Source organism: Paenibacillus sp. FSL R5-0407, from assembly GCF_038009185.1.
Taxonomy (GTDB): Bacteria; Bacillota; Bacilli; order Paenibacillales; family Paenibacillaceae; genus Fontibacillus; species Fontibacillus vini.
This window is the reverse complement of record NZ_JBBPAX010000001.1, coordinates 2,505,197-2,527,177: the sequence shown is the minus strand read 5'-3', so window position 1 is coordinate 2,527,177 and position 21,981 is coordinate 2,505,197. Positions and strand designations below refer to the sequence as shown.

20 protein-coding genes are annotated in these 21,981 nt (G+C 50.4%); 15 read left to right on the top strand and 5 right to left on the bottom strand.

What is annotated here, in order from left to right; genetic code table 11:
• The first annotated feature begins 35 nt into the window (after positions 1–35).
• On the top strand, positions 36–1,280 hold the full coding sequence (locus tag NYE70_RS12205) for a cation:proton antiporter (RefSeq protein WP_213655965.1): 1,245 nt from the start codon (positions 36–38) through the stop codon (positions 1,278–1,280).
• A gap of 54 nt (positions 1,281–1,334) precedes the next feature.
• Here NYE70_RS12205 and NYE70_RS12200 read toward each other — a convergent pair whose 3' ends face one another.
• The 4 genes from NYE70_RS12200 to NYE70_RS12185 form a co-directional block, all read right to left on the bottom strand.
• Positions 1,335–2,021 carry a hypothetical protein gene (locus NYE70_RS12200; protein WP_213655966.1) on the bottom strand — a complete coding sequence of 229 codons (687 nt, stop codon included), beginning with the start codon at positions 2,019–2,021 and terminating at the stop codon, positions 1,335–1,337.
• A complete protein-coding gene (locus NYE70_RS12195) occupies positions 2,005–2,907 on the bottom strand; it encodes an ABC transporter ATP-binding protein (protein WP_341046192.1) in 903 nt (300 codons plus the stop codon). The genes NYE70_RS12200 and NYE70_RS12195 overlap by 17 nt, the downstream gene beginning before the upstream one ends.
• A gap of 20 nt (positions 2,908–2,927) precedes the next feature.
• Positions 2,928–3,302, bottom strand: coding sequence for a GntR family transcriptional regulator (locus NYE70_RS12190; protein ID WP_211023518.1), 375 nt, complete (start codon positions 3,300–3,302; stop codon positions 2,928–2,930).
• A 141-nt stretch (positions 3,303–3,443) separates the two neighbouring features.
• The gene (locus NYE70_RS12185; RefSeq protein ID WP_211023515.1) at positions 3,444–4,346 is read right to left on the bottom strand and encodes a LysR family transcriptional regulator; all 903 of its coding nucleotides are present in this window, start codon (positions 4,344–4,346) and stop codon (positions 3,444–3,446) included.
• Between the two features lie 240 nt (positions 4,347–4,586).
• Between NYE70_RS12185 and NYE70_RS12180 the strand changes: the two genes are divergently transcribed.
• From NYE70_RS12180 to NYE70_RS12150, 7 genes are all read left to right on the top strand, one after another.
• Positions 4,587–5,258 carry a succinate dehydrogenase cytochrome b558 subunit gene (locus NYE70_RS12180; RefSeq protein WP_211023513.1) on the top strand — a complete coding sequence of 224 codons (672 nt, stop codon included), beginning with the start codon at positions 4,587–4,589 and terminating at the stop codon, positions 5,256–5,258.
• A gap of 73 nt (positions 5,259–5,331) precedes the next feature.
• A complete protein-coding gene (sdhA, locus tag NYE70_RS12175; RefSeq protein WP_211023511.1) occupies positions 5,332–7,077 on the top strand; it encodes a succinate dehydrogenase flavoprotein subunit in 1,746 nt (581 codons plus the stop codon).
• A 13-nt stretch (positions 7,078–7,090) separates the two neighbouring features.
• Positions 7,091–7,861 carry a succinate dehydrogenase iron-sulfur subunit gene (gene sdhB, locus NYE70_RS12170; protein ID WP_211023509.1) on the top strand — a complete coding sequence of 257 codons (771 nt, stop codon included), beginning with the start codon at positions 7,091–7,093 and terminating at the stop codon, positions 7,859–7,861.
• Between the two features lie 539 nt (positions 7,862–8,400).
• The gene (locus NYE70_RS12165; protein ID WP_341046189.1) at positions 8,401–9,795 is read left to right on the top strand and encodes an ABC transporter substrate-binding protein; all 1,395 of its coding nucleotides are present in this window, start codon (positions 8,401–8,403) and stop codon (positions 9,793–9,795) included.
• 127 nt (positions 9,796–9,922) lie between these two features.
• Positions 9,923–10,765 (top strand): carbohydrate ABC transporter permease, encoded by an 843-nt coding sequence (locus NYE70_RS12160; RefSeq protein WP_211023505.1) that lies wholly within the window; start codon positions 9,923–9,925, stop codon positions 10,763–10,765.
• Positions 10,765–11,598, top strand: a complete 834-nt coding sequence (locus tag NYE70_RS12155) for a carbohydrate ABC transporter permease (protein ID WP_211023503.1) — start codon at positions 10,765–10,767, stop codon at positions 11,596–11,598. Before NYE70_RS12160 ends, NYE70_RS12155 begins: the two co-directional genes overlap by 1 nt.
• A gap of 176 nt (positions 11,599–11,774) precedes the next feature.
• Entirely contained in the window at positions 11,775–12,803 is a 1,029-nt protein-coding gene (locus NYE70_RS12150) for a LacI family DNA-binding transcriptional regulator (RefSeq protein WP_213655972.1), read from the top strand.
• 52 nt (positions 12,804–12,855) lie between these two features.
• Here the strand turns inward: NYE70_RS12150 and NYE70_RS12145 are convergent, their stop codons facing one another.
• Complete coding sequence (locus NYE70_RS12145) at positions 12,856–13,920, bottom strand: permease (protein WP_341046188.1); 1,065 nt, start codon at positions 13,918–13,920, stop codon at positions 12,856–12,858.
• Between the two features lie 176 nt (positions 13,921–14,096).
• Here NYE70_RS12145 and selD point away from each other — a divergent pair, with 176 nt between their 5' ends.
• The 7 genes from selD (at position 14,097) to NYE70_RS12110 (ending at position 21,847) form a co-directional block, all read left to right on the top strand.
• Positions 14,097–15,146, top strand: coding sequence for a selenide, water dikinase SelD (gene selD / locus NYE70_RS12140; protein WP_290406566.1), 1,050 nt, complete (start codon positions 14,097–14,099; stop codon positions 15,144–15,146).
• Positions 15,147–15,173: 27 nt separating this feature from the next.
• A complete protein-coding gene (gene mnmH / locus NYE70_RS12135) occupies positions 15,174–16,208 on the top strand; it encodes a tRNA 2-selenouridine(34) synthase MnmH (protein ID WP_341046187.1) in 1,035 nt (344 codons plus the stop codon).
• A 164-nt stretch (positions 16,209–16,372) separates the two neighbouring features.
• On the top strand, positions 16,373–18,766 hold the full coding sequence (locus tag NYE70_RS12130) for an S-layer homology domain-containing protein (protein ID WP_341046186.1): 2,394 nt from the start codon (positions 16,373–16,375) through the stop codon (positions 18,764–18,766).
• 551 nt (positions 18,767–19,317) lie between these two features.
• Positions 19,318–19,512, top strand: a complete 195-nt coding sequence (locus tag NYE70_RS12125) for a hypothetical protein (protein WP_341046185.1) — start codon at positions 19,318–19,320, stop codon at positions 19,510–19,512.
• A gap of 142 nt (positions 19,513–19,654) precedes the next feature.
• A complete protein-coding gene (locus NYE70_RS12120) occupies positions 19,655–20,407 on the top strand; it encodes a MerR family transcriptional regulator (protein ID WP_341046184.1) in 753 nt (250 codons plus the stop codon).
• Between the two features lie 12 nt (positions 20,408–20,419).
• Entirely contained in the window at positions 20,420–21,088 is a 669-nt protein-coding gene (locus NYE70_RS12115; protein ID WP_341046183.1) for a DinB family protein, read from the top strand.
• Positions 21,089–21,220: 132 nt separating this feature from the next.
• Positions 21,221–21,847 (top strand): DNA-3-methyladenine glycosylase family protein, encoded by a 627-nt coding sequence (locus NYE70_RS12110; protein WP_341046182.1) that lies wholly within the window; start codon positions 21,221–21,223, stop codon positions 21,845–21,847.
• The last annotated feature ends 134 nt before the right edge of the window (positions 21,848–21,981 follow it).

Here is a 21,981-nt window from a genome sequence, read left to right as displayed (position 1 = left end):
CATTTTAGTGATTCTGCTCTTGGAGTGTGACCTGCATGGAATCTGCTGCAACGGAAGCAATTCGGCATTTTCTGATCCTAGTATTGTTTGTTCTCAGTGTCGGCATGGTTTCCGGCAAATTAGCCGCTTGGCTCAAGCTGCCCGATGTTGCCGTATTCATCGCCGTCGGCATGCTGCTCGGGCCCGGCTTGAAGCTCATTCATGAATCCAGCGGCTCGCTGATCAATCAGCTCATTTTAACATTGGGTTCGGCGCTCATTCTGTTTGATGGCGGCAGGAATCTTAAGCTCAGCGGTCTCCGTAAGGTTTGGATCACCCTATCCTTGCTTAGCGTCCCGGGGGTAATCATCTCGGTATTGGTTGTGGGGGCAGGCGTGCATTTTCTGTTCGGGGTGGATTGGATTTTTGCCTTCCTCGCAGCTGCGGTCATTGCATCTACGGACCCGGCATCGATCATCCCCATCTTCAAACAGGTGAAGATCAAGGAGCGTGTCCGCGAGACGGTGGAGAGCGAATCGGCATTTAATGATGCAACGGGTTCGATTCTTACGTTTGCTTTGTTGGCGGCGGTCGCGGGCGGCGGCGAACTCCATTTTGGCGCGATGACCTTGGACTTTGTAAAAACCGCGCTCGGCGGAATTGTGATCGGGCTGATCATTTCCGGGCTGCTGGCCTATTTCACGGGACATGCGCGGCATGGCGTACTGCGGGAATATACGACTATCGTAATGCTTGTCTGCGCCCTGTCGAGTTACTTGATTGCCGACCTGATGCATGTCAGCGGGTTTATGGCGACGTTTGTGGCCGGGATCATTTGGGGTAATGCGGAAACCTTTAATCTTTCAATGAAGGAAAGACATATCGAGGTCGGCTCTTTTGCGGAAAATATCACGGTGATGATGCGCATGCTGATCTTCGTTCTGCTGGGCAGTCAGGTTAATTTCGGCACGCTGGGCCATTACCTGTGGCAGAGTCTGGGGGCGGTGCTGCTGCTTATGTTTGTAGCCCGTCCGTTGACCATCCTGCTGTGCGCCCTTCCGGACCGGAAAGTGAAGTGGACCTGGCGGGAGCTGCTGTTTATGTGCTGGGTCCGCGAAACCGGAGTTATACCGGCTGCGTTGTCGGGAATGATTGTCGGAATGGGCGTCCCGCATGCCGAGATCATTGCGGCGATTACGTTCATGGCGATCGTGCTTACGATTATCGTTCAGGCGAGCACGACAGCCTGGGCGGCGCGAAAGCTTGGCCTCGAAATCAAAGAAGCTGCGGCAAAGCCTTAGGGCTTTTGCTGGCAGCTTCTTTTAATTTTACGGGTCGGTTTCCGGTTCCTTGGATTAATAAGTACGGACCGGGGCCCGGCGGTAAAGCATCCAGCCGATTCCGATCAGAATGACGGTTAATCCCAGAAATAGATGAGAAACCATCACGTTGGACATTCCTGGCGCCGACAATTCAAAGTTTTCCGCGAAGTCCATGTTTCCGGGGCTGAGGTTTAAAATCAGTACGTAAAAAGCGATTGTAATCAAGCCGGGAAGCGTGCCAAACCGGTAAAAAACGGTACCAAGCAGGATGAACAGAAACATGTCGAACAGGTAGAATGCAAATTGGGAGTACCATAAGGACAAGAACGCAGGGATGCTTTCTTCAATAGAATGTCCTAACAGCGACGTCACCCCATAACCTACATAGACGACGATATTTTGCATCAAGGCCATGGCGGCACAGAGTATGGCCGTCGTTCCGATCACAGAGAGATAAAACCTCTGCCGGGGAATTCCAAAGCTCATCATCAAAGGGAAACTGTTCGTTGCAATTAAAATGCCGTAGACCAAAAGATAGATGGCGATGGCTCCGAAGTTGGCTGAGAACAGAAAACTGTTAGTGGAGTTCATAATTTCCGGAAAATAAAGCATGATTACCACTTGTGCGATATCAACCAGCAGAAGGATAGACCAAAAATACGTCACCGGTTTGAAGTTATCCATCCAATAGAATCGCAGCATCTTACGAGAAGTAACCATTATTTGTTTCCTCCGAATTCAGATTCCCTTTGCGGGTCAAATAAACGAACAGTTTTTGCAGCGGTACTGAGCTGATTTTGATACCCCGGCGTTCCAGTTCGACCCGGTTATCCAGTTCCCCGTACCAGACGAGGACGGTTGTTCCGGCCAGTGATTCTTCGTGGAGCACATGCGGGTCTGATACCAATGCCAGCAGCTGCGAAGAATCGCCTTGGAGGTAATGCGCCTGTGCCACAAAGGCATCCTTATCCATATGGGAGGTGATGACCCCTTGCTCCAGCAGCGTGATGTACTGGAACAGATTGGAGGATTCATCGATCTGGTGGGTCGACAGGATCATCGTCCGCTCCCGTTGACCGCAATCGTTAATCATTAATTCGTAAAAAGTTTCTCTCATGTCGGCGTCCAGCCCCAGGGTCGGCTCGTCGAACAAAGTCAATGGGGCGCCGCTGGCCAGTCCTTTCACGATCCCTACCATCGACTGCATGCCTCTGGAAAGCTGCTTATATTTCTTTTTGGCGGGCAAGCGGAATTTTCTAAGCAGCTCGGTTGCGAGCTTTTCGTCCCAGTACGGAAGCAGCAGTGAACAATAATGCATCAGATCTTTGACTTTATAATCGGCCCAAGAACGTTCATCCGACTTGACCAGGCAGATGTTCGGGGTGACGGCGGGGTTGTCATGGACCTGTTGGCCGTCGTAGAGGACTTGCCCTTGGCTCGGATAGATCAGGCCGGAGAGAATGTGAAGCAAGGTTGTCTTGCCGGCGCCATTGGCTCCCAGAAGCCCGTGAACGGCTCCTTCTTCAAAAGTCGTGGTCACGTTTCGGATAGCTTCGGTACTGCCGAAATTTTTAGCAATTTGACGGCATTCCAGAATAGAATTCACAACAATTTCTCCTCTCGTCCTCATGAATCGGCAGACTCTGCCTTTTGAATCATTTCCGCGATCTGCCGCGGCGATATTCCCAATTTAGCCGCTTCACGTAGCATGACTACGATATACTGGTCAAAAAATTGCTGCTTCCGCTTCTCGACCAAAACCGCTTGTGCTCCCGACGCAACGAACATGCCAATCCCCCTTTTCTTGTACAAAATCTCCTGATCCACCAGCAAATTAACGCCTTTGGCCGCCGTAGCCGGGTTGATCTGATAAAAGGCCGCAAATTGGTTGGTAGAAGGCACCTGGGCTTCTTCGGGCAATCTACCTTCAATAATGTCATCTTCGATCTTTTCGGCAATTTGCTGAAAAATCGGCCGACCATCGTCGCTTAACACACCCATTTCTTCACCACCATGTTGGTTAATTACTTATGTAACTAACCATACAACCATAGGAATGAATTGTCAACAGGCAAAGGGTCAGATCATGAAAAAAGCAGCCGGATCATCCGACTGCTGCATTGAATACTGGAATTTTCTATTCTATTGAGAAAGCACTTCTGCAAGACTCTCTTTAATGCCCGTAAACCATTCCATCGTTTCTTTGCTCAGTTCCGATTTGTCGCCGTAGACAAGGCATGTTTCTCTGCGCGTCTGTTCAAGCTCCTTCATCGGAACGGCGACGAGGTCGTTGTCTTTCAGCAATTGCTTGCGTAAGTACGATTTCGGCAGCAGGGCCGCAGCCTTGCAAGTGGTCAGCAAGCGGACGATCGCTTCAAAAGAATCGATCTCCATCCGGATGTCCGGAATGATCCCGTAACGACCGAACAGATCGTCGATCAGCTTCCGATACCAGGTGCCCTTCGAGAAAATGATCATCGGCCGGCCGTTCAGATCCTCCATTGCCGCGCGGCGATTGCCCGCCAGCTCATGCCCCCGTGGGACCACTAACTCCAAATGGTCCTGGAACAAGGGAATGCACCGGAGTCCCGTTTCGCTGATTGAGGAGGCGACAACACCGATATCGACTTTGCGGTCGCGGACATAGGAGACGATCTCATGCGTCTTCCCGGTAACCAGCTTAAGCTCTATTTCGGGGAACTTGTTCATTAATGCCGTAACCAGCGGCGGGAGCGTCGTTTGAATTGTAGTGAGGCTGGCGCCAAGCGTAACTACACTGCGTTCACTCGCCTTGAACCTGGAGACGGATTGCAGGAAGTTCTGATGGCGCTGCCGCTGCTCCAAGGCATAGATATAGGCTTCATGTCCGACGCGGGTGAGCTCCAGCCGCTTTCCTTTTCGCGAGAATAAAGAGACTCCCCATTCTTCCTCCAGCTTGGCAATTTTTCTGGACAGTGCGGGCTGTGACAAATTAAGCAGCTTGGAAGCTTTGTTTAAACTGGATTGCTCAACGACCGTGGTAAACACCAGCAAATCTTCAATCATAGCCGTGGCCAACCTTCCTTATGTTAATTTGTTATAAGTATTAATAAGTATATTGCAATTCCATTATAAGATAAAAAGGAGTAACATGAAATATGACACAAGATGTTCACATGTTACTTTTGTAACAAGGGAATAAGACCGCGCTTTTGTGTAATTTATCATATACGTCAAGCGGTCGACATTTGTTGAATGATGAGATTATTAGAGGAACGATGGAAACGGAAAGGGGCACATGGACTTATGAAAGGGTTTTATTCCAGAAAACTGCACTCGCTTCTGGGTGTCATCCCGCTCGGTTTTTTTATTCTGGAACACATGATTACGAATTTTTCCGCGGTTGAAGGAGGAAGCCAAGGGTTTAAGGACAGCGTCGCGTTTCTTAATAGCTTGCCTCTGGTCCTTGTACTTGAGATTTTTGGGATCTTTTTACCGCTGCTGTATCATGCCGTTTACGGTATGTTCATCGCTTTCCAGGCGAAGCCGAACAATACGCGGTTCCGGAATGAACGCAATTTGCGCTACTTGCTTCAGCGGATCACAGGAGTGCTTGTCTTTGCGTTCGTAATCTGGCATCTCTATGAGACCCGCTTTCAGGTCGCTATCGGTAATGTAACTCATGAAGAACTCGGCGGGGTGATGCACGATATCGTGATGAATCCGTTCTTCTTCATTCTATATTTGATCGGAGTGCTCTCAGCGGCATTTCACTTTGCCAACGGACTTTGGTCGTTCATGGTCAGTTGGGGTATCACGGTCGGTCCGCGGGCCCAACGGGTTTCTTCTTATATTTGCATGACCCTGTTTGTTATTGTGTCGGTACTCTTCACCTGGTCGCTGTTCGCCTTCCGGGGCGTGGAATTCCAGGCGGATGGGACGGCATTGCTGGAGACGCTTCGTGTATTCGTAGGATAATGGCTATATAAAACAATTGATGAGAGTTCAAAGTTGATTTTTGAACAACCTCTTTTAGGAGTTGAAGATAGAGATGGCTAAACAAAGCGTAATTATTGTCGGCGGCGGTCTGGCCGGCCTGATGGCTACGATAAAATCGGCGGAAGCCGGGGTACAGGTGCATCTGTTCTCGCTCGTTCCGGTGAAGAGATCCCACTCCGTCTGCGCGCAGGGCGGCATTAACGGGGCCGTAAATACGAAAGGCGAAGGCGACTCCCCTTGGGAGCACTTTGATGACACGGTATACGGCGGAGACTTCTTGGCGAACCAACCGCCGGTTAAGGCGATGTGTGAGGCGGCGCCGGGGATTATTCACCTGATGGACCGGATGGGCGTCATGTTCAACCGGACACCGGAAGGCTTGCTCGATTTCCGCCGGTTCGGCGGCACGAAGCGCCACCGGACGGCATTTGCCGGTGCGACAACGGGACAACAGTTGCTCTATGCCTTGGATGAACAGGTACGCCGCTATGAAGCGGAAGGTCTGGTCACCAAGTATGAGAACTGGGAGTTCCTGTCTGCCGTTTTGGATGATGAAGGCGTATGCCGCGGGATTTGCGCGCAAAACCTGCGTTCGATGGAAATCGTTACTTTCGCTTCCGATGCGGTCATTTTGGCTTCGGGCGGCCCTGGCATTATTTTTGGCAAAACGACGAACTCGGTTATAAATACAGGAACAGCGGCAAGCGCGGTGTATCAGCAGGGCGTGAACTACGCGAACGGCGAATTTATCCAAATTCACCCGACGGCGATTCCCGGAGATGACAAGCTGCGGCTGATGTCTGAATCCGCGCGCGGGGAAGGCGGACGGATCTGGACGTATAAGGACGGCAAGCCATGGTACTTCCTGGAGGAAAAATATCCGGCGTACGGTAACCTGGTTCCGCGGGATATTGCGACCCGGGAAATCTTCAGCGTCTGCGTCGATATGAAGCTGGGGATTAACGGGGAGAACATGGTATACCTCGATCTGTCCCATAAGGACCCGAAAGAACTCGACGTGAAGCTCGGAGGCATTATTGAGATTTATGAGAAGTTCATGGGCGATGACCCTCGCAAGATTCCGATGAAGATCTTCCCGGCGGTCCATTATTCCATGGGCGGCATGTGGGTCGATTACAATCAGATGACGAACATTCCCGGCTTGTTTGCGGCAGGGGAATGCGAATACCAGTATCACGGTGCGAACCGGCTTGGGGCCAACTCGTTGGTTTCCGCGATCTATGGCGGTATGGTGGCCGGGCCGAAAGCGGTGGAATACATCCGCGGCCTGAAAAAATCGGCGGAGGATCTTAGCCCGCAGATTTATGAGAGCTATCGTAAAGCGCAAGAAGATAAGTACGAAGGATTGCTGGCCATGAACGGCACGGAGAATCCGTATGTGCTGCATAAGGAGCTGGGCGAATGGATGACGGCAAATATGACCGTAGTTCGTACAAACAGCAAGCTGGAAGCGACGATCGGCAAGATCAAGGAATTGAAGCAGCGTTACAAAAATATCAATATTAACGATACGTCCCGCTGGAACAATGCCGGCGCCGCTTTTACCCGCCAGCTGTGGAACATGCTGGAGCTGTCCGAAGCGATGACGCTCGGCGCGCTGCTCCGTAACGAGAGCCGCGGGGCCCATTATAAACCGGAGTTCCCGACTCGTAATGATGAGGAATTCCTGAAGACAACCAAGGCGACGTGGACGCCTGACGGTCCGCAGATCTCTTATGAAGAAGTGGACGTCTCTTTGATCCCGCCGCGGGTACGCGATTATTCGAAGGACAAATAGGGGGGGAGAGACTATGGCAACAGCGGATACAAAATTAACGGCGAAGAAAGTGAAATTTGTGATTACTCGCCAGGATGATCCCAAGTCGGCGTCTTATACGGAAGAGTTTGAGCTCGATTACCGTCCGGGCATGAATGTCATCAGCGCCTTGATGGAAATTCAGCGGAATCCGGTCAATTTGAAAGGCGAGAACACCTCTGCGGTATGTTGGGAGTCCAACTGTCTGGAGGAAGTGTGCGGCGCTTGCTCGATGACGATCAACGGCAAGCCGCGCCAGGCTTGCGCAGCGTTAATCGACAATCTGGAGCAGCCGATCCGCGTCGAGCCGATGCGGACGTTCCCGGTCGTGCGCGACCTGGTCATCGATCGCAGCCGGATGTTTAACGCGCTCAAGCGCGTCAAAGCCTGGATTCCGATCGACGGCACGTATGATCTTGGGCCAGGCCCGCGGATGGCGGAGAAGAAGCGCCAGTGGGCTTACGAGCTGTCCAAGTGCATGACCTGCGGCGTCTGCCTGGAGGCGTGCCCTAACGTCAACGAGAAGACGGACTTCATCGGCCCTGCGGCCATTTCCCAGGTGCGCTTGTTCAATGCGCATCCTACTGGTGAAATGAACGCGGAGGAACGTCTGGAGGCGCTGATGGAAGAAGGCGGCATCGAGGGCTGCGGTAACTCGCAAAACTGCGTCCGCGCATGCCCGAAGGGCATTCCGCTGACCACTTCCATCGCCGAAATGAACAAGGCGACCAGCAAGCATATGTTCAAACGCTGGCTGGGCGTGTAACTATCGAGCATTGTGGAATAGTGTTAAAAACCGGGCGAATGAGCCCGGTTTTTTTGTGATTCTTTAAGGTGGGCGGGTTGAGTGGCGAATTGTGCTTGATACATGTGTGGCGTGGGGAGTTACGTTCGTGACCCATAGGAACCCATTTGTCATCCCAAGAGCCAACCTTAGTGATCCGTACGTACCAGTGGTGTGTGGTTGGCTTTTCCTTTACTCCATTGGAAATATCCAATCAAAACACAGATGTTAAACGGCTAGATGCTTTTTCATTGGAGATATCCAATGGGGAGCATAGTTATCAACATCTATCGAAAACCGTACCTAGCGAAACCGTCGGATTTACTCCGACATAAATGAAATTTTAAACTTTATATTGCCGAATTCCTGAGGTGTGTGCTAATATGACGTTGAGATTGAAAACGTTACCGAAAAGGATGCCGGACACGTTTTCGGAACCATTACCGAAAACGAAACCGGAATTATCGGAAGCGCATTCATTCCGCTATATAATTCGAATACATTCGAGGGGGAAAGTACACATGAAAGTCAGAAAGCTATGGAGTTTGATGCTGGCTTTAACTTTGGTCGCCGGACTTGCGGTCGGCTGCGGTAACAAAAACGAAGGATCCGACACAACGAACTCGGGGGCCAATTCAGGAACCGCTCCAGCCAAAGCCGGAGAGATCTACTTCCTGAACTTTAAGCCGGAAATTGCTCCGGTTTACGAGAAGATCGCCAAGGATTATGAAGCTGAAACAGGCGTGAAAGTGAAAGTCGTAACCGCGGCTGCCGGAACTTATGAGACTACGCTTAAGGCTGAAATCGCCAAATCTGACGCTCCGACGATTTTCCAAATCAACGGTCCTGTCGGTTATCAGAACTGGAAGGATTACTCCCTCGACTTGAAAGACACCAAGCTTTACAGCTACTTGTCCGACCAAAGCCTTGCCGTAACTAATGAAGGCGGCGTTTACGGGATTCCTTATGTCGTAGAAGGCTATGGCATTATCTACAATGACGCGATTATGAAGAAATACTTCGAGTTGTCGGATAAAGCCGTTTCGGTATCCTCGATGGCCGATGTCAAAAACTTCGATACTTTGAAAGCGGTTGTTGAAGATATGACCGCGAAGAAAGACCAATTAGGAATCAAGGGCGTGTTCTCCTCCACTTCGCTGGCTGCCGGCGAACAATGGAGATGGCAAACTCACTTGGCCAATATGCCGCTGTACTATGAATTCAAAGATAACACCGAATATGACAACACGATTTTGGCCGGTCTTGCCTCCAACGAAGTCGAATTCAAATACAATCCGAACTTCAAAAACATTTTTGATCTCTACATCAACAACTCGGTTACGAAAGGCTCCCTCTTGGGCAGTAAATCTGTAACCGACTCGATGGCCGAGTTCGCACTGGGTCAATCCGCAATGGTTCAAAACGGAAACTGGGGATGGTCCCAAATCAACGAAGTGGACGGTAACGTAGTTAAAGCCGAAGACATCAAGTTCCTGCCTATTTACACCGGTGTAACGGGCGAAGAAAATCAAGGTCTGGCTATCGGTACGGAGAACTACTTCTCCATCAACAGTAAGGTATCTCCTGAAAAACAACAAGCTTCGATCGCTTTCCTGGAATGGCTGTTCTCCAGTGACAAAGGTAAAGCTTACGTAACGAATGAGCTTGGATTTATCGCTCCTTTCAACACCTTCAACGAAAACGAAAAACCGGCCGATCCGCTGGCCAAAGAAGTAACGAACTGGATGGCCAAAGACGGTATCGTATCCGTACCTTGGACGTTCGCCGCATTCCCTAGTGAAGAGTTCAAGAACGTATTCGGCGACGCACTGCTGCAATATGCTCAAGGCAACAAAACTTGGGACGAAGTCGTAACGATCTTTAAAGACAGCTGGAAAGCCGAAAAAGCCAAGTAATTAGCATGTACTCTCATGCCACGGTGGGCCAAACCGGTGCACCGTGGCATATTTTATGACCGGTTACTTATAGAGGACCTCTTTCTGCCTCGCAATTTTTTTAATCCTGGGTAAGGAGAAGAACACCATGCAGAAATCGATAAAAAGATATTTCGCCCTTTTTGCATTACCGACAGTTCTGGCCTTTACGGTCATGTTCATCATTCCGTTTGTTCTCGGCGTGTACTTGTCTTTTACGGAATTTACGACAGTCACGGATGCGAAATGGGTAGGCCTCAGCAATTATCTTAAAGCCTTCTCGAATAAAGAATTTCTGAATGCATTGTGGTTCACGGTCAAGTTTACGGTTGTCTCCGTGTTAACGATCAATGTGTTCGCGTTTCTTCTGGCCATGCTGTTGACCCGGGGAAAGAAAGGGACCAATCTGTTCAGAACGATTTTCTTCATGCCAAATCTGATCGGCGGAATCGTGCTGGGTTACATTTGGCAGCTTATCATTAACGGCGTACTGATTAAATTCGATGTAACTTTGACCTCCAGCGCCAACTACGGCTTTTGGGGACTTGTTGTACTTATGAATTGGCAATTAATCGGGTATATGATGATCATTTATATCGCCGGCATTCAAAATGTGTCCAAGGACGTTATTGAAGCGGCCATGATCGACGGAAGTACCCGTTTCGGTATATTGCGCAACGTGACTATCCCGCTCGTGATGCCTTCCATTACGATCTGTTTGTTCCTGAGCCTATCGAACTCGTTTAAGCTGTTTGACCAGAACCTGGCGCTAACAGCCGGGGCACCGTCGAAGGAAACCTCGATGCTGGCGCTGGATATTTATAACACGTTCTACGGCAGCGTAGGCTGGGAAGGCGTCGGCCAAGCCAAAGCGGTTGTATTCTTTGTACTGGTCGCCCTGATCGCATTGATTCAACTTGTCGCAACAAGAAGCAAGGAGGTTGAGAGCTGATGCAAAAAACAAGGGGCAGAGATTCTGTTGTAGTTACAGTGCTATTCATTCTAGCCGTACTGTTTTTGGCACCGATCCTGATCGTGCTGATGAACTCCTTCAAAGGAAAGTTCTTCATCAGCGACACTCCGTTCAAGCTTCCCGATGCCCAAACCTTCATTGGCCTTAAAAACTATACGGGCGGCGTTGCCAAGATCGGATTTTTCAATGCTTTCGGAAACTCCTTGTTTATTACGGTATGCTCCGTGGCCGTCATCGTGCTGCTTACCGCTATGACCGCCTGGTACATTACCCGGGTCAAAACGAAATTCACTAAAATGCTCTACTTCATTTTTGTATTCTCGATGATCGTTCCTTTTCAGATGGTCATGTTTACGATGTCGAAAGTGGCTAACATTTTGCACGTGGATAATTTGGTCGGCATCATTTTCATCTATCTGGGATTCGGGGCCGGATTATCGGTGTTCCTGTTCAGCGGGTTCGTGAAGTCGATACCGCTTGAAATCGAAGAAGCGGACCTGATCGACGGCTGTAACCCGATCCAATCCTTCTTTAAAGTGGTTCTGCCTATATTGAAGCCGATTGCGATTACAGTGGCTATCCTCAATGTCATGTGGATCTGGAACGACTACTTGCTGCCTATGCTGGTCATCGGCACCGAGCACAGAACGATTCCGATCGCGATTCAATACTTGAAGGGCGGCTATGGCTCAATTGATATGGGCGCGATGATGGCGATGCTGGTATTGGCTATTTTGCCTATCGTAATCTTTTATCTGTTCTGTCAAAAATATATTATTGAGGGCGTCGTTGCCGGCGCTGTTAAAGGTTAAGGTCAGAAACAATGCCCGAGGCAATAGACGCAGCGGGCGAAGCAGGGTTCTTTACCGGGGAATAACTTGCCGGGAAACCCTGCTTTTTTGTATCCGCCCTTGTTTTCCGGGGGGTTAATTGCTATATTTTCTATGAGTATATGAAGGAAAGATTATAATGTAAGGGAAGATCGGACATGGCTTCAATTACAATTATCGATATTGCTAAAATGTGCGGGGTTGGGGTTACTACGGTTTCCCGGGCGATCAATAATCATCCTGACATCAGCGAAGAGACCAAAGCAATGATTATGCAGGTCATCAAGGAAAATCATTACGTTCCTAACAACAGCGCCCGGAATTTGAAGCGTTCCGCTTCCAAGACGATAGCCGTGCTGATCAAGGGGATTACCAATCCGTTTTTTAACCGAATGATTCAGGTATTTGAAAAAGAGATTCAAAGAAAGAAATATTCGTTCATTCTGCAAAGGGTGGATGAGAACCAGGATGAAATCGAAGTCGCGATCGAACTGGAAAAGGAGAAGCGCTTGAAGGGGATTGTTTTTCTCGGGGGATATTTCTCTCATTCCAAAGAAAAGCTGGACCAGCTTACGGTACCCTTCGTTCTCAGTACGATCGGCATGACGCCGGACTACGATCCGCATGAGTATTCTTCGGTTTCCGTCGACGACTTTAAAGAAAGCTACAAGATGGTAGATTATTTATGCAACCAGGGCCATCGCAAGATCGCTATCATAACGGCATCCATGGATGATGTCAGTATCGGTAAATTAAGATATGAAGGTTATAAGCAGGCGCTTGAGGATCACGGTCTGGAATTGAACGAAAAGCTGGTTTACAGCATGAAAGAAAGCATAGAGAGCTATTCGATGGAAAACGGATACGAGGTGACCAAGGAACTGCTCGGTTCCGGCGAGGAATTCACGGCATTGTTTGCCGTATCCGACAGCCTGGCCGTAGGAGCCTGCAAGGCGATCTTCGAGAGCGGCAAATCGGTTCCGGATGACTATGCGGTCGCCGGATTTGATGGACTTGATATCACCTACTATTACCATCCATCCATTACGACGATTCGTCAGCCGGTCGAGGAAATTGCCGAGGAGACGATCAAAATTTTATTTGACCTGATTAATAAAAAAATAACTCACGCCCATAAAACATTCCCGGCGGAACTGATGATCCGGGAATCGACCGCAAGGAAATAAACAAAACCCGGCTTCGCAACGATGGTTGCGGGCCGGGTTTTTCAATGATTTTTTACAGGAAGAACGAGCCTGCGATGCCCCCCACGATGCCGATCGCAACCACGGAGACAAACACGAACATAAGCACCTTTCTAGGGAAAGACCGGGCGACCATGAGCATGGACGGAAGGCTGACGGTTGGCAGCGTAAGCAGCAGGGCCGCCGCCGGGCCGGTCCCCAGGCCCAGGGCTACGAAGGACTGGATAATCGGAATTTCCGCCGCCGTCGGGATAACGAACAGCGTACCTACGATGGCAAATACGATAATGGCGGCGATACCGGTTCCCAGTGCAACAGGGAACATCGTGTGCTGAAAGGCACCCAGCAGCAGAACGGAAATGGCGTAAGCCGGGACGACATTAAGAATCATCAGGCCTAGGCTTTTGAGCCATCGCACCCAGAAGGAGCGTTGCTCTTCTTCCATCTCCTGAACGGGCGGCTCAGGGATTGCTGCCGTTTCATTCGTATTCGCAAACCGGTTCGCAAAGTAGCTGACTCCGAAGGTCAAGATCAACCCGAAGGCAAGCCGGAGTAGGGTAAACTTCCACGAGAGCACAAACGCCATAAATATGAGCGTGGCCGGATTCAGCACCGGATTGCCGATCCAGAAGGCGAGGCTTGCGCCGACCGAGACGTTATTACGGCGAAGACCGCAGGCGACGGGCGCAGCACAGCAGGAGCACATCATGCCGGGCAAGGAAGCGACGCCGCCGAGAAGCGTGCTCTTAAAGTTGGCTTTGCCAAGCACTTTATAGAGCCATTTGGACGGCAGCAGTACTTGTACAAGGGAGCCGAGCAGGATGCCCAGAACGGCGGCTTTCCATACCGATTTGAAATAGGCGGCCGCGTATTCGATAGCTGAGCTCCAAGAAGGAGCTGCGGAGACATCCGAGCCGAGAATCGACGAGCCGATCGAGTGGTTCGCCGCGGCTTTGAATGCTTTTTCATAATACGGCCACCACTTAACATAACTTAAGCCGGCAATGGCAATGATGACAAAGAGTACGACGAAGAATATAGTCTTGAGCGTACGAGGAGTACGTGGATGGAGAGAGTGTGTTTTCGTTGATGTTGCCATATATGTTCCCCCACAGTTTGTTATTTTCAAAGACACGAATTACAGTATAACATAATGAGACAAGGCTGCATTATTGATTTGCCTTTCCCGGGCCGATTGGAGTACGATTTAGAGTGGAGCAGGCATTGAAAGATCTTTAAATATATTTTTATATACGGAAGGAAAGTGATTCATATATGGCAGCAGCGGATTCAGTAAAGTTGACTTCATTATCCAGTAAGGGGGGCTGCGGCTGTAAAATCGGCCCTGCCGATTTGATGCAGGTTATCCGGAGTTTGCCTCAATCGGAGCCGAACCCCGACTTGCTCGTGGGCTTGGATACGAGTGACGATGCGGGCGTGTACCGTTTGTCCGGGGACATGGCTCTGGTGCAGACGGTCGATTTTTTTACGCCGATCGTGGATGATCCGTATTCCTTCGGCCAAATTGCGGCAGCCAATGCGATCAGCGATATTTACGCCATGGGCGGCAAGCCGCTGACCGTGCTTAATATTGTAGCTTTTCCGATTTCCACTTTGGATAAAAGCATTTTGGCGGATATTTTGCGCGGGGCTGCGGATAAAGTCCGGGAAGCGGGAGCTACGCTGGTAGGCGGTCACTCGATCGACGATAAGGAGCCCAAGTTCGGCCTTGCCGTGACCGGCCTTGTTCATCCCGACAGAATCAGAACGAATGCGGGAGCGAAGGCCGGGGACAAGCTGATCCTGACGAAGCCGATCGGGGTAGGCATTATGACGACTTCGATTAAAAAGGATGCGCTGACTCCGGAAGAGACGGAACGGGTTACCCGCGTGATGGCGACCTTGAACAAGACGGCTGCCGAGACGATGGAGCCTTACGATGTTCACGCCTGCACGGACGTGACCGGCTTTGGCCTGATGGGCCATACGTTGGAAATGGCGAAAGGAAGCGGATGCGGAATCCGTATTAAACATAGCGATGTTCCTGTTCTGCCGCGCGTGCGGGAGCTTGCCGAGCAAGGAAATGTACCAGGCGGAACGAAAAACAATTTTGCTCATGTCGAGGGGGATATCGATTTCCCTGCGGAGCTGGACCAAATCGGCCGCTGGATTCTGTGCGATGCGGTGACCTCGGGCGGCCTGCTCATTTCGGTGGAGGCCGGACAAGCTGATGAGCTGCTGCAGGCGCTTGTGCAAGCCGGTGTCGAGGCAAGCCTGATCGGGGAAGTTACCGAACAACATCCTGGACGCATCGTTGTGGAGTAGGAAGTCTTATAGAAGGAGTCAAACATCATGTTTCAAGACATAACCATTGAAGATCTGGCTGTGCGCAAAAAGGGGGAACTGGTCCTGATCGACGTCCGTTCTCCTTCGGAGTACGCGGAGTCCAGCATTCCCGGCAGTATCAACATTCCGCTGTTTAACGATCAGGAAAGAGCGGAGATCGGGACGCTGTATAAGCAGGTCAGTGTAGATGCGGCGCAGGAACGCGGGCTCGAGATCGTTTCGGCCAAGCTGCCGGCATTTATTAAAGAGTTTGCGGCGATTCCAGAGAAGAAAGCCGTGTTCTGCTGGCGGGGCGGTATGCGCAGCAAAACGACGGCAACGCTGTTGTCCCTGATGAACATCCATGCCTACCGGTTGTCCGGCGGCTTCCGGGCTTACCGCCAATGGGTCGTAGCTATGCTGGAGACGATGTCGTTCGAACCCCCGGCTTATGTCATTCATGGAAATACCGGAAATGGCAAGACGGCACTGTTACGGAAGCTGAAACAAAAGGGCTATCCGGTCCTTGACCTGGAGGACATGGCCGGGCATCGGGGATCGGTTTTCGGCGAAATCGGACTTCGCTCCCATAACCAGAAAACGTTCGACGCCTTGCTGCTGGATGAACTGCTGCTGTATCAGAAGGCTCCTTATGTACTCATGGAGGCGGAGAGCAAGCGGATCGGGAAGGTTGTTATTCCGGAGCTGGTCATGGCCAAGAAGGATCAGGGTACCCATATCCGGGTAGAGCTTCCGATTGAAGCACGCGTGCAGACGATCCTGGAAGATTACCAGCCTTGGGATCATCCGGAGGCTTGCGCCAAGGCATTTTCAAAAATCGAGTCCCGCATTCATCGGCCCATCGCCGTAGAAATCGGAGAAAGTTTGAAGAACGGCAACTACGACCGGGCCGTGGAGCTTCTACTGCTCTATTACTACGATCCGCGGTATGAACATTCGGAGGAGCAGTATGAGGGGGCCGAGTTTACGACCATCCGTGCCAATTCGGTAGATGAGGCGGTTCTTGCGGTCGAGCAATTGCTGGAACGAACCTCGGTTTAACGTGTAAATGGATGAGTTACAAAGTGAATAGAAATGGAGTAGAGACCGTACGCTGATGGTTTGGCGGGCGGTCTCTTTTTTGCGGAATACAGGGTAATTCTGGATATTTTGTTTAAAACGCCTTAGAATGGAGAGAAGTATCCAGGAGAGAGGATGGGATAGAGTTGAATAGGAAAAGAACGAGGGCAAGCCAGTTCAACCGGATGACGAGATTGGCTTGTACCAGCTTGGTAGCGGTTTCAGTGTTGCTGCCTGCGGGGCTGGCCCGAGCTGAGACAAGCTCTGGAACTTATGATTATTTGCCGGTCGAGACCCGGTTGAAGATTGCTGCCGGTGAAATTCCGATGCCGGGAACAACCGCACCGGATCCGTCTCAAGCCAAAATTACAAAAGAGCAGGCTGTCGGGAAGGTGAAGGCACTGTTGCCGGAGTTGAAGGATGCCGTCGCGCAGAATATCACGCTGGGGGTAACGAATGTATATCCTCCCCCACCGAATCAAATGGTTTGGAATATCGAATGGACCTATCCGTCGGGAAGCATGGGATATGGTTTTAGTTCCCAGGTTGATGCATTGACCGGAGAGTTGATCAGTATCTATTTAAGTGTCGCCCAAGAAGCAAATGAAAATTATTATCCTCCAAAGCTGACCCGGGATCAAGCGTTGGAAGCAGCCAAAGCATTTATCGTTAAAGCGGCTCCCTCCATTACGCTGAGCGATCTGAAACAGGAGGGGTACTCGTCCTGGGGACTGAACGAGACTTCCTTGTTCGGACCGGTTCAATACAGTTTCTATTTTAGCCTGCTGAAGAATGGAATTCCTTCACCCGAATACGTCAATGTATCGCTCAACGGCAACGGCGATCTGATCTCCTTTTCCAAATCCTATGACCAATTGAACTACCCGGAGAAGACGGCTGCCATTTCCCAGACCGTTGCAGAGCAAACTTTTGCTAAAGAATTGGATGTCGAGCTCAGTTATATTCCGATATACAAGGATAATAAGGTCAGCAAATATATACTGGCTTGGAATCCGTCGGAGAATGCGACTTATCCGATTGATGCCTTAACCGGGAAAAGGCTAAGTTATCAGGGGGAAGAAGCGAATGCAGCCTCGACCGTATATGCGGAAGTCCCGGCGGGCAAGAAACAGTTTGCTCCTCGTACGGCCAAGACAGAACTGACAGCTGACGAGGCGAAAAAACTGGTGGAACAAGTCTTTACGATTCCCAAGGGTCGAACTTTATTGTATTCATCGCTTGATTCCGATTACGCCGATCCTGAGCGCAAATTGTGGAGATTGACCTGGGGAGAACAGCCGGGAAGATTGTACGCGGGAGGATTCTCGTCACAAACAATCGCAGAGGTTGATGCTTTGACAGGACAAATTCTTGAGTTTCGCATGGAAGAATACGCGGGAATGGGGGAGGAAGACGCATCAAGTCCTCCAGCCGGAGCTGTGAAGCTGAGCCAAGCGACAGTCCGTCAGAAAGCGATCGAACTCGTAAATGCTTTGGCTCCAAATGCAAGCCGGGATTATAAGCTGGCGGAGCAGAAGGAGGCCAATTCTAACAACCAGAATAAGAAGAGCTATGGATATCATTTCACTAGATTTGTGCAAGGAGTCCCGGTAAGTAACGGCGGAATTTCGCTATCCTTTGATTTATACGGTAACCTGAAATATTACAGTTTCGGCCGAACGCCGGGACTCGATCAAATTACCGGACCATCGACCGCAAAAGTGGCGAAAGAAGAAGCTCTGAAGGCATACCGGGATCTGTACGTCATGAAGCTGCAGTACATGAATACCGGCGGTCATTTTGTGGATAACAATTATATCGAGCAGAAAACTTGGCTCGCGTATGGGGCGGAGTCCAAAAATCCGGATCGCCCGTTTCAAGTTATTGATGCCGTTTCGGGGCAATGGGTGACGACCTATGATAACATCCGGTATGGGGACGGAAATCCTTCCGTGACTATACCTGCCGATGTGAAAGGGCATCCGGCCGAGCAGGATCTCATGACCTTGATTCAGCATAGGGTAATAGTGCCTGATGAGAGCGGCAACGCGAAGCCGAATCAAGAAATTACGGTAGGCGAATGGCTGGGTATGATGGCTCAAGCCGTAACTCCTTATTATAAGGACTATGGCGGTTATTATGGAATGGGAGAACGAAAGCCGGTATCGGGGGTACCTGTGGATAGTCCATATTATAATGCGGTAGCCTATGCTGCCCAATATAAATGGATCGAGCGAGATGCCGTGTTGAAGGTCGATTCCAAATTGACGAGAGAAGAGCTCGCCGTTATGCTGACAACGATTGTTAAATACAACAAGCTGGCAGGGTTCCTGGCCGAGGATGAGAGCTTGAATCAATTCAGCGACAAGTCCTTGATCGGCAGCAAAGGCGAAGTGGCGCTTACCGTTAAACTGGGGCTGCTGCAAGGCCAAAACGGCAAGTTCAATCCGCAAGGCACTGTCACGAAAGCGGATGCGGCGACGGTTATCATGCAGCTCGTGAAGCTGCAAGGCAAGACGGATCAAACAGTCGCTCAGTAGATATCTTGTAAGAGGGGCTGTCCCGGTAGCAGTTGCTGCTGCGCGGGGCGGCCTTTTTGCGTGGGGGAGGAACTGGGGAGCGTTGAGTGTTGAGGAGTGAGTAGGGCTAAGCACCGGGGTCGTGGGAACATAGAGAACATAGAGAACGTTGTGATAAAGGAAACTAGCTTCTACTGTTGCGTTATAGAGCGACCGTGGCACGTTAATAGTTGAGGATGGAGGGTGAGGTGCGATGGATTAAGTGCAAATTAGTTTTAGCTGTTGAGATAGTGCACGACGTGGTGCGTTGAGCGTGGAGGATTGCGAGTTAGGTCAGTTAGGCCAGATGGATTCGAGCGGACCCAGTTTTAACTGCTGCATTATTGTTAGACTGGCCCTGTGGCACGTTGTTAAGTGAACTATCCAGTAAAATCAATTTGACTCGTTGGATAAATTCCAACGAGTCGCGCTTTGGCGGGGGGATTTCGGGGGTTGATTGGATAATATCCAATCAAAATCTCATAGTTCGTGCAAAATGGGCTATTATCGGCTATATCATTGGATTTTCTCCAATGAAAGAGACAATCTGCGGCGATTTGGTTGATATCATTGGAAAATATCCAACGAGGGGCGAGGAGTGCGTGGCATACGTGGAGTACGTGGCAAACGTGGCATACGTGGAGTACGTGGCAAACGTGGCATACGTGGCATACGTGGCAAACGTGGCAAACGTGGCATACGTGACATGCATAGCATGTTTGACTTAGTTTGGACCGTAAAGCCATATTACGGACTTTAGCGTAAGCTCTGACCTAAGAGGAGGGTCAAGCGAGAAAGCAGATTAGTTTTTTTGTTTGACTCTTACCTTGGAGGAGGGATTAGGCTTGAAAGTGAAAGGAGTGACACAAAATGCTGTTCACTGTAAAAGAAGTGGCTTCCATCGCCAACGTTACTGTCAAGACACTGCATCACTATCACAAGGTAGGCCTGCTTATACCGGCTCAAGTTAATGAATCGGGATATCGTCTGTATGGAAACGAGGAATTGGAGCGGCTTCAGGAAATTATGTTTTACCGGGAGCTGGATTTCCCCTTGGATCAGATTAAACAACTTCTTGCCGACAATCCCGAGCGTCTGGCTATTTTATCGCAGCAAAAAGAGCTTCTTGCCCGTCAGAAACAAAGACTCGAGCATATTTTATTAACTTTGGAAAAATCGATCATCTGTACGGAAAGAGGAGAAATCATGGATCAGGGCGAAATGTTCAAAGGGTTTAACAGCGAAGAAGAGTGGGTGGAGGCACTGCAAGAGCAAAATCGTTATTTGCAGGAAACCTACGATGTGGACGTCATCGGCGAGGAACCTTTGGATGTGCCGGCGCTGAACGAACAGGCTCTGGAAGCCGCTCAGTTTATGGGAGAAATGGCTGAGAGCCTAAGAAACGGACTCAAATATGACGACGAGAGCATACAGAACAAAATTCATAGACATCTACATTTTTTGAAAAAGCATGGTCATCCCGCTACGGTTGCCGAATTTGCGCTCCAAACCTCTTTTTTTCTGGAGGACGATTTTCACCGGAGCATGCTGGAGGGGCAGCAAACCGGTCTGGCGTACTATTTGAACGCTGCTGCTGAAGCGCTGGCCAAGTCAGGAGAATAGGGGAGGATAACATTGTCGAACGAACGAGTTCTTTGGAATACCCGGCAAAAAGAATTGAAAGCGATCATCGCCAAACCGGAGCATCACGAATCTGTCATTCAAATCATACTGGCGCAGCATGCAGCGGTTCATTCGGCCCGAATCGCCGAACCGGATGCGTGGTCATTCGAGGACGAAGTGCTGGATGATATGAGCGAGGAAAATTTCCGGAGGATTCCCAAGCCGGGCGTGAACTCGATTGCTTGGCATATTTACCACTCCACCCGGATCGAGGATATTACTTTGAACACCCTGGTGGGAGACCGGCCGCAGGTGTTTGACGAACAAGAACAGGATTGGCCCGGCAAAATAGGAATCCGGTATCGTGACACCGGCAACGGAATGAATGACGAGGACGTTAGAGAACTTAGCGCTTCCGTGGATATCCAGGCTCTTCGGGATTACCGGAATGCGGTGGGGCTTCGTACCCGTGACATCGTCTTGGCTTTGCGTCCCGGTGATTTGAAACAGAAGATAGATCCTTCCCGGATCGCCCAGATCAAAAGTAACAAGGATGTCCGCGAAGAAGGCGAGTGGCTGCTCGATTACTGGGCCGGCCTGACCAAGGCGGGAATCATCCTGATGCCGGCCACCCGGCATCTCATCGTCCATCTCAACAAATCGCAGCGACTAAAAAAATAAGATATTCACTATCTTGCTGTTTCAATCCAACTGCCGTACATTCTGCTATCCGATACGCTATAGTAGTTGTACGGCTTTTGTCGTCTTTACGGACAAAGGCCGCTGGAATCTGATTACTGGGGAGGAATCGGCATGTGCGCCGTGGTAACCAAGTTTTTTGAATACGGACCAAAGGAAATTGAAGCTTTGTCGGCAGCGGACCCGGTGCTCGGGGACTTCATGTCCCGCCGGGGTAGGGTGGACCGGGTGATTATTCCGGAGCTGTTCCCCGCGCTTGTTCACGCGATCGTCGGCCAGCTCATTTCCGTGAAAGCCGTGCAGACGATCTGGAATCGCATGCAGGAAGCTTTTGGCGATATTCGCCCGGAACGTTTGGCGGCAGCCTCGGCCGATGAGATTCAGCGCTGCGGCATTACCATGAAAAAAGCACTCTGCATCCACTGGATCGCCACGCAAGTCGCTTCGGGTGAATTCGACCTTGAGGGTCTCCGAAATTTGCCGGATGCGGAAGTCGCCGCTAAGATGACGGTGCTGCCCGGCATTGGCGTTTGGACGGCGGAAATGCTGCTCATGAACTGCCTGGAGCGGCCGGATATTGTCAGTTGGGGCGATATTGCGATTCGTCGCGGCATTATGAATCTGTACGGGCTTCCGGCCCTCACGAGAGAGGAATTCGAACAATACCGCCTCAGATACTCGCCATACGGTTCGGTCGCCTCCATATACTTGTGGGAAATATCGTTTCGGCAAAACGGGTGACACATAGGCTATAACAACAGGCAACCTTGAAGAACGGCCCGTGTTCTTGAGGTTGCTTGTTTGTTTTTTATAAATTAGGAGTTGACATTGCCCTTAGGGGAAGGCTCACACTGGTAAACAACAGAGGAGGTGAC

Excerpts from the sequence above, each read along its gene's own strand:
- NYE70_RS12205 (WP_213655965.1), top strand. The coding sequence starts at position 36 with ATGGAATCTGCTGCAACGGAAGCAATTCGGCATTTTCTGATCCTAGTA.
- NYE70_RS12200 (WP_213655966.1), bottom strand. The coding sequence starts at position 2,021 with ATGGTTACTTCTCGTAAGATGCTGCGATTCTATTGGATGGATAACTTC.
- NYE70_RS12190 (WP_211023518.1), bottom strand. The coding sequence starts at position 3,302 with ATGGGTGTGTTAAGCGACGATGGTCGGCCGATTTTTCAGCAAATTGCC.
- NYE70_RS12185 (WP_211023515.1), bottom strand. The coding sequence starts at position 4,346 with ATGATTGAAGATTTGCTGGTGTTTACCACGGTCGTTGAGCAATCCAGT.
- NYE70_RS12180 (WP_211023513.1), top strand. The coding sequence starts at position 4,587 with ATGAAAGGGTTTTATTCCAGAAAACTGCACTCGCTTCTGGGTGTCATC.
- sdhA (WP_211023511.1), top strand. The coding sequence starts at position 5,332 with ATGGCTAAACAAAGCGTAATTATTGTCGGCGGCGGTCTGGCCGGCCTG.
- sdhB (WP_211023509.1), top strand. The coding sequence starts at position 7,091 with ATGGCAACAGCGGATACAAAATTAACGGCGAAGAAAGTGAAATTTGTG.
- NYE70_RS12165 (WP_341046189.1), top strand. The coding sequence starts at position 8,401 with ATGAAAGTCAGAAAGCTATGGAGTTTGATGCTGGCTTTAACTTTGGTC.
- NYE70_RS12160 (WP_211023505.1), top strand. The coding sequence starts at position 9,923 with ATGCAGAAATCGATAAAAAGATATTTCGCCCTTTTTGCATTACCGACA.
- NYE70_RS12155 (WP_211023503.1), top strand. The coding sequence starts at position 10,765 with ATGCAAAAAACAAGGGGCAGAGATTCTGTTGTAGTTACAGTGCTATTC.
- NYE70_RS12150 (WP_213655972.1), top strand. The coding sequence starts at position 11,775 with ATGGCTTCAATTACAATTATCGATATTGCTAAAATGTGCGGGGTTGGG.
- NYE70_RS12145 (WP_341046188.1), bottom strand. The coding sequence starts at position 13,920 with ATGGCAACATCAACGAAAACACACTCTCTCCATCCACGTACTCCTCGT.
- selD (WP_290406566.1), top strand. The coding sequence starts at position 14,097 with ATGGCAGCAGCGGATTCAGTAAAGTTGACTTCATTATCCAGTAAGGGG.
- mnmH (WP_341046187.1), top strand. The coding sequence starts at position 15,174 with ATGTTTCAAGACATAACCATTGAAGATCTGGCTGTGCGCAAAAAGGGG.
- NYE70_RS12125 (WP_341046185.1), top strand. The coding sequence starts at position 19,318 with ATGAAAGAGACAATCTGCGGCGATTTGGTTGATATCATTGGAAAATAT.
- NYE70_RS12120 (WP_341046184.1), top strand. The coding sequence starts at position 19,655 with ATGCTGTTCACTGTAAAAGAAGTGGCTTCCATCGCCAACGTTACTGTC.
- NYE70_RS12110 (WP_341046182.1), top strand. The coding sequence starts at position 21,221 with ATGTGCGCCGTGGTAACCAAGTTTTTTGAATACGGACCAAAGGAAATT.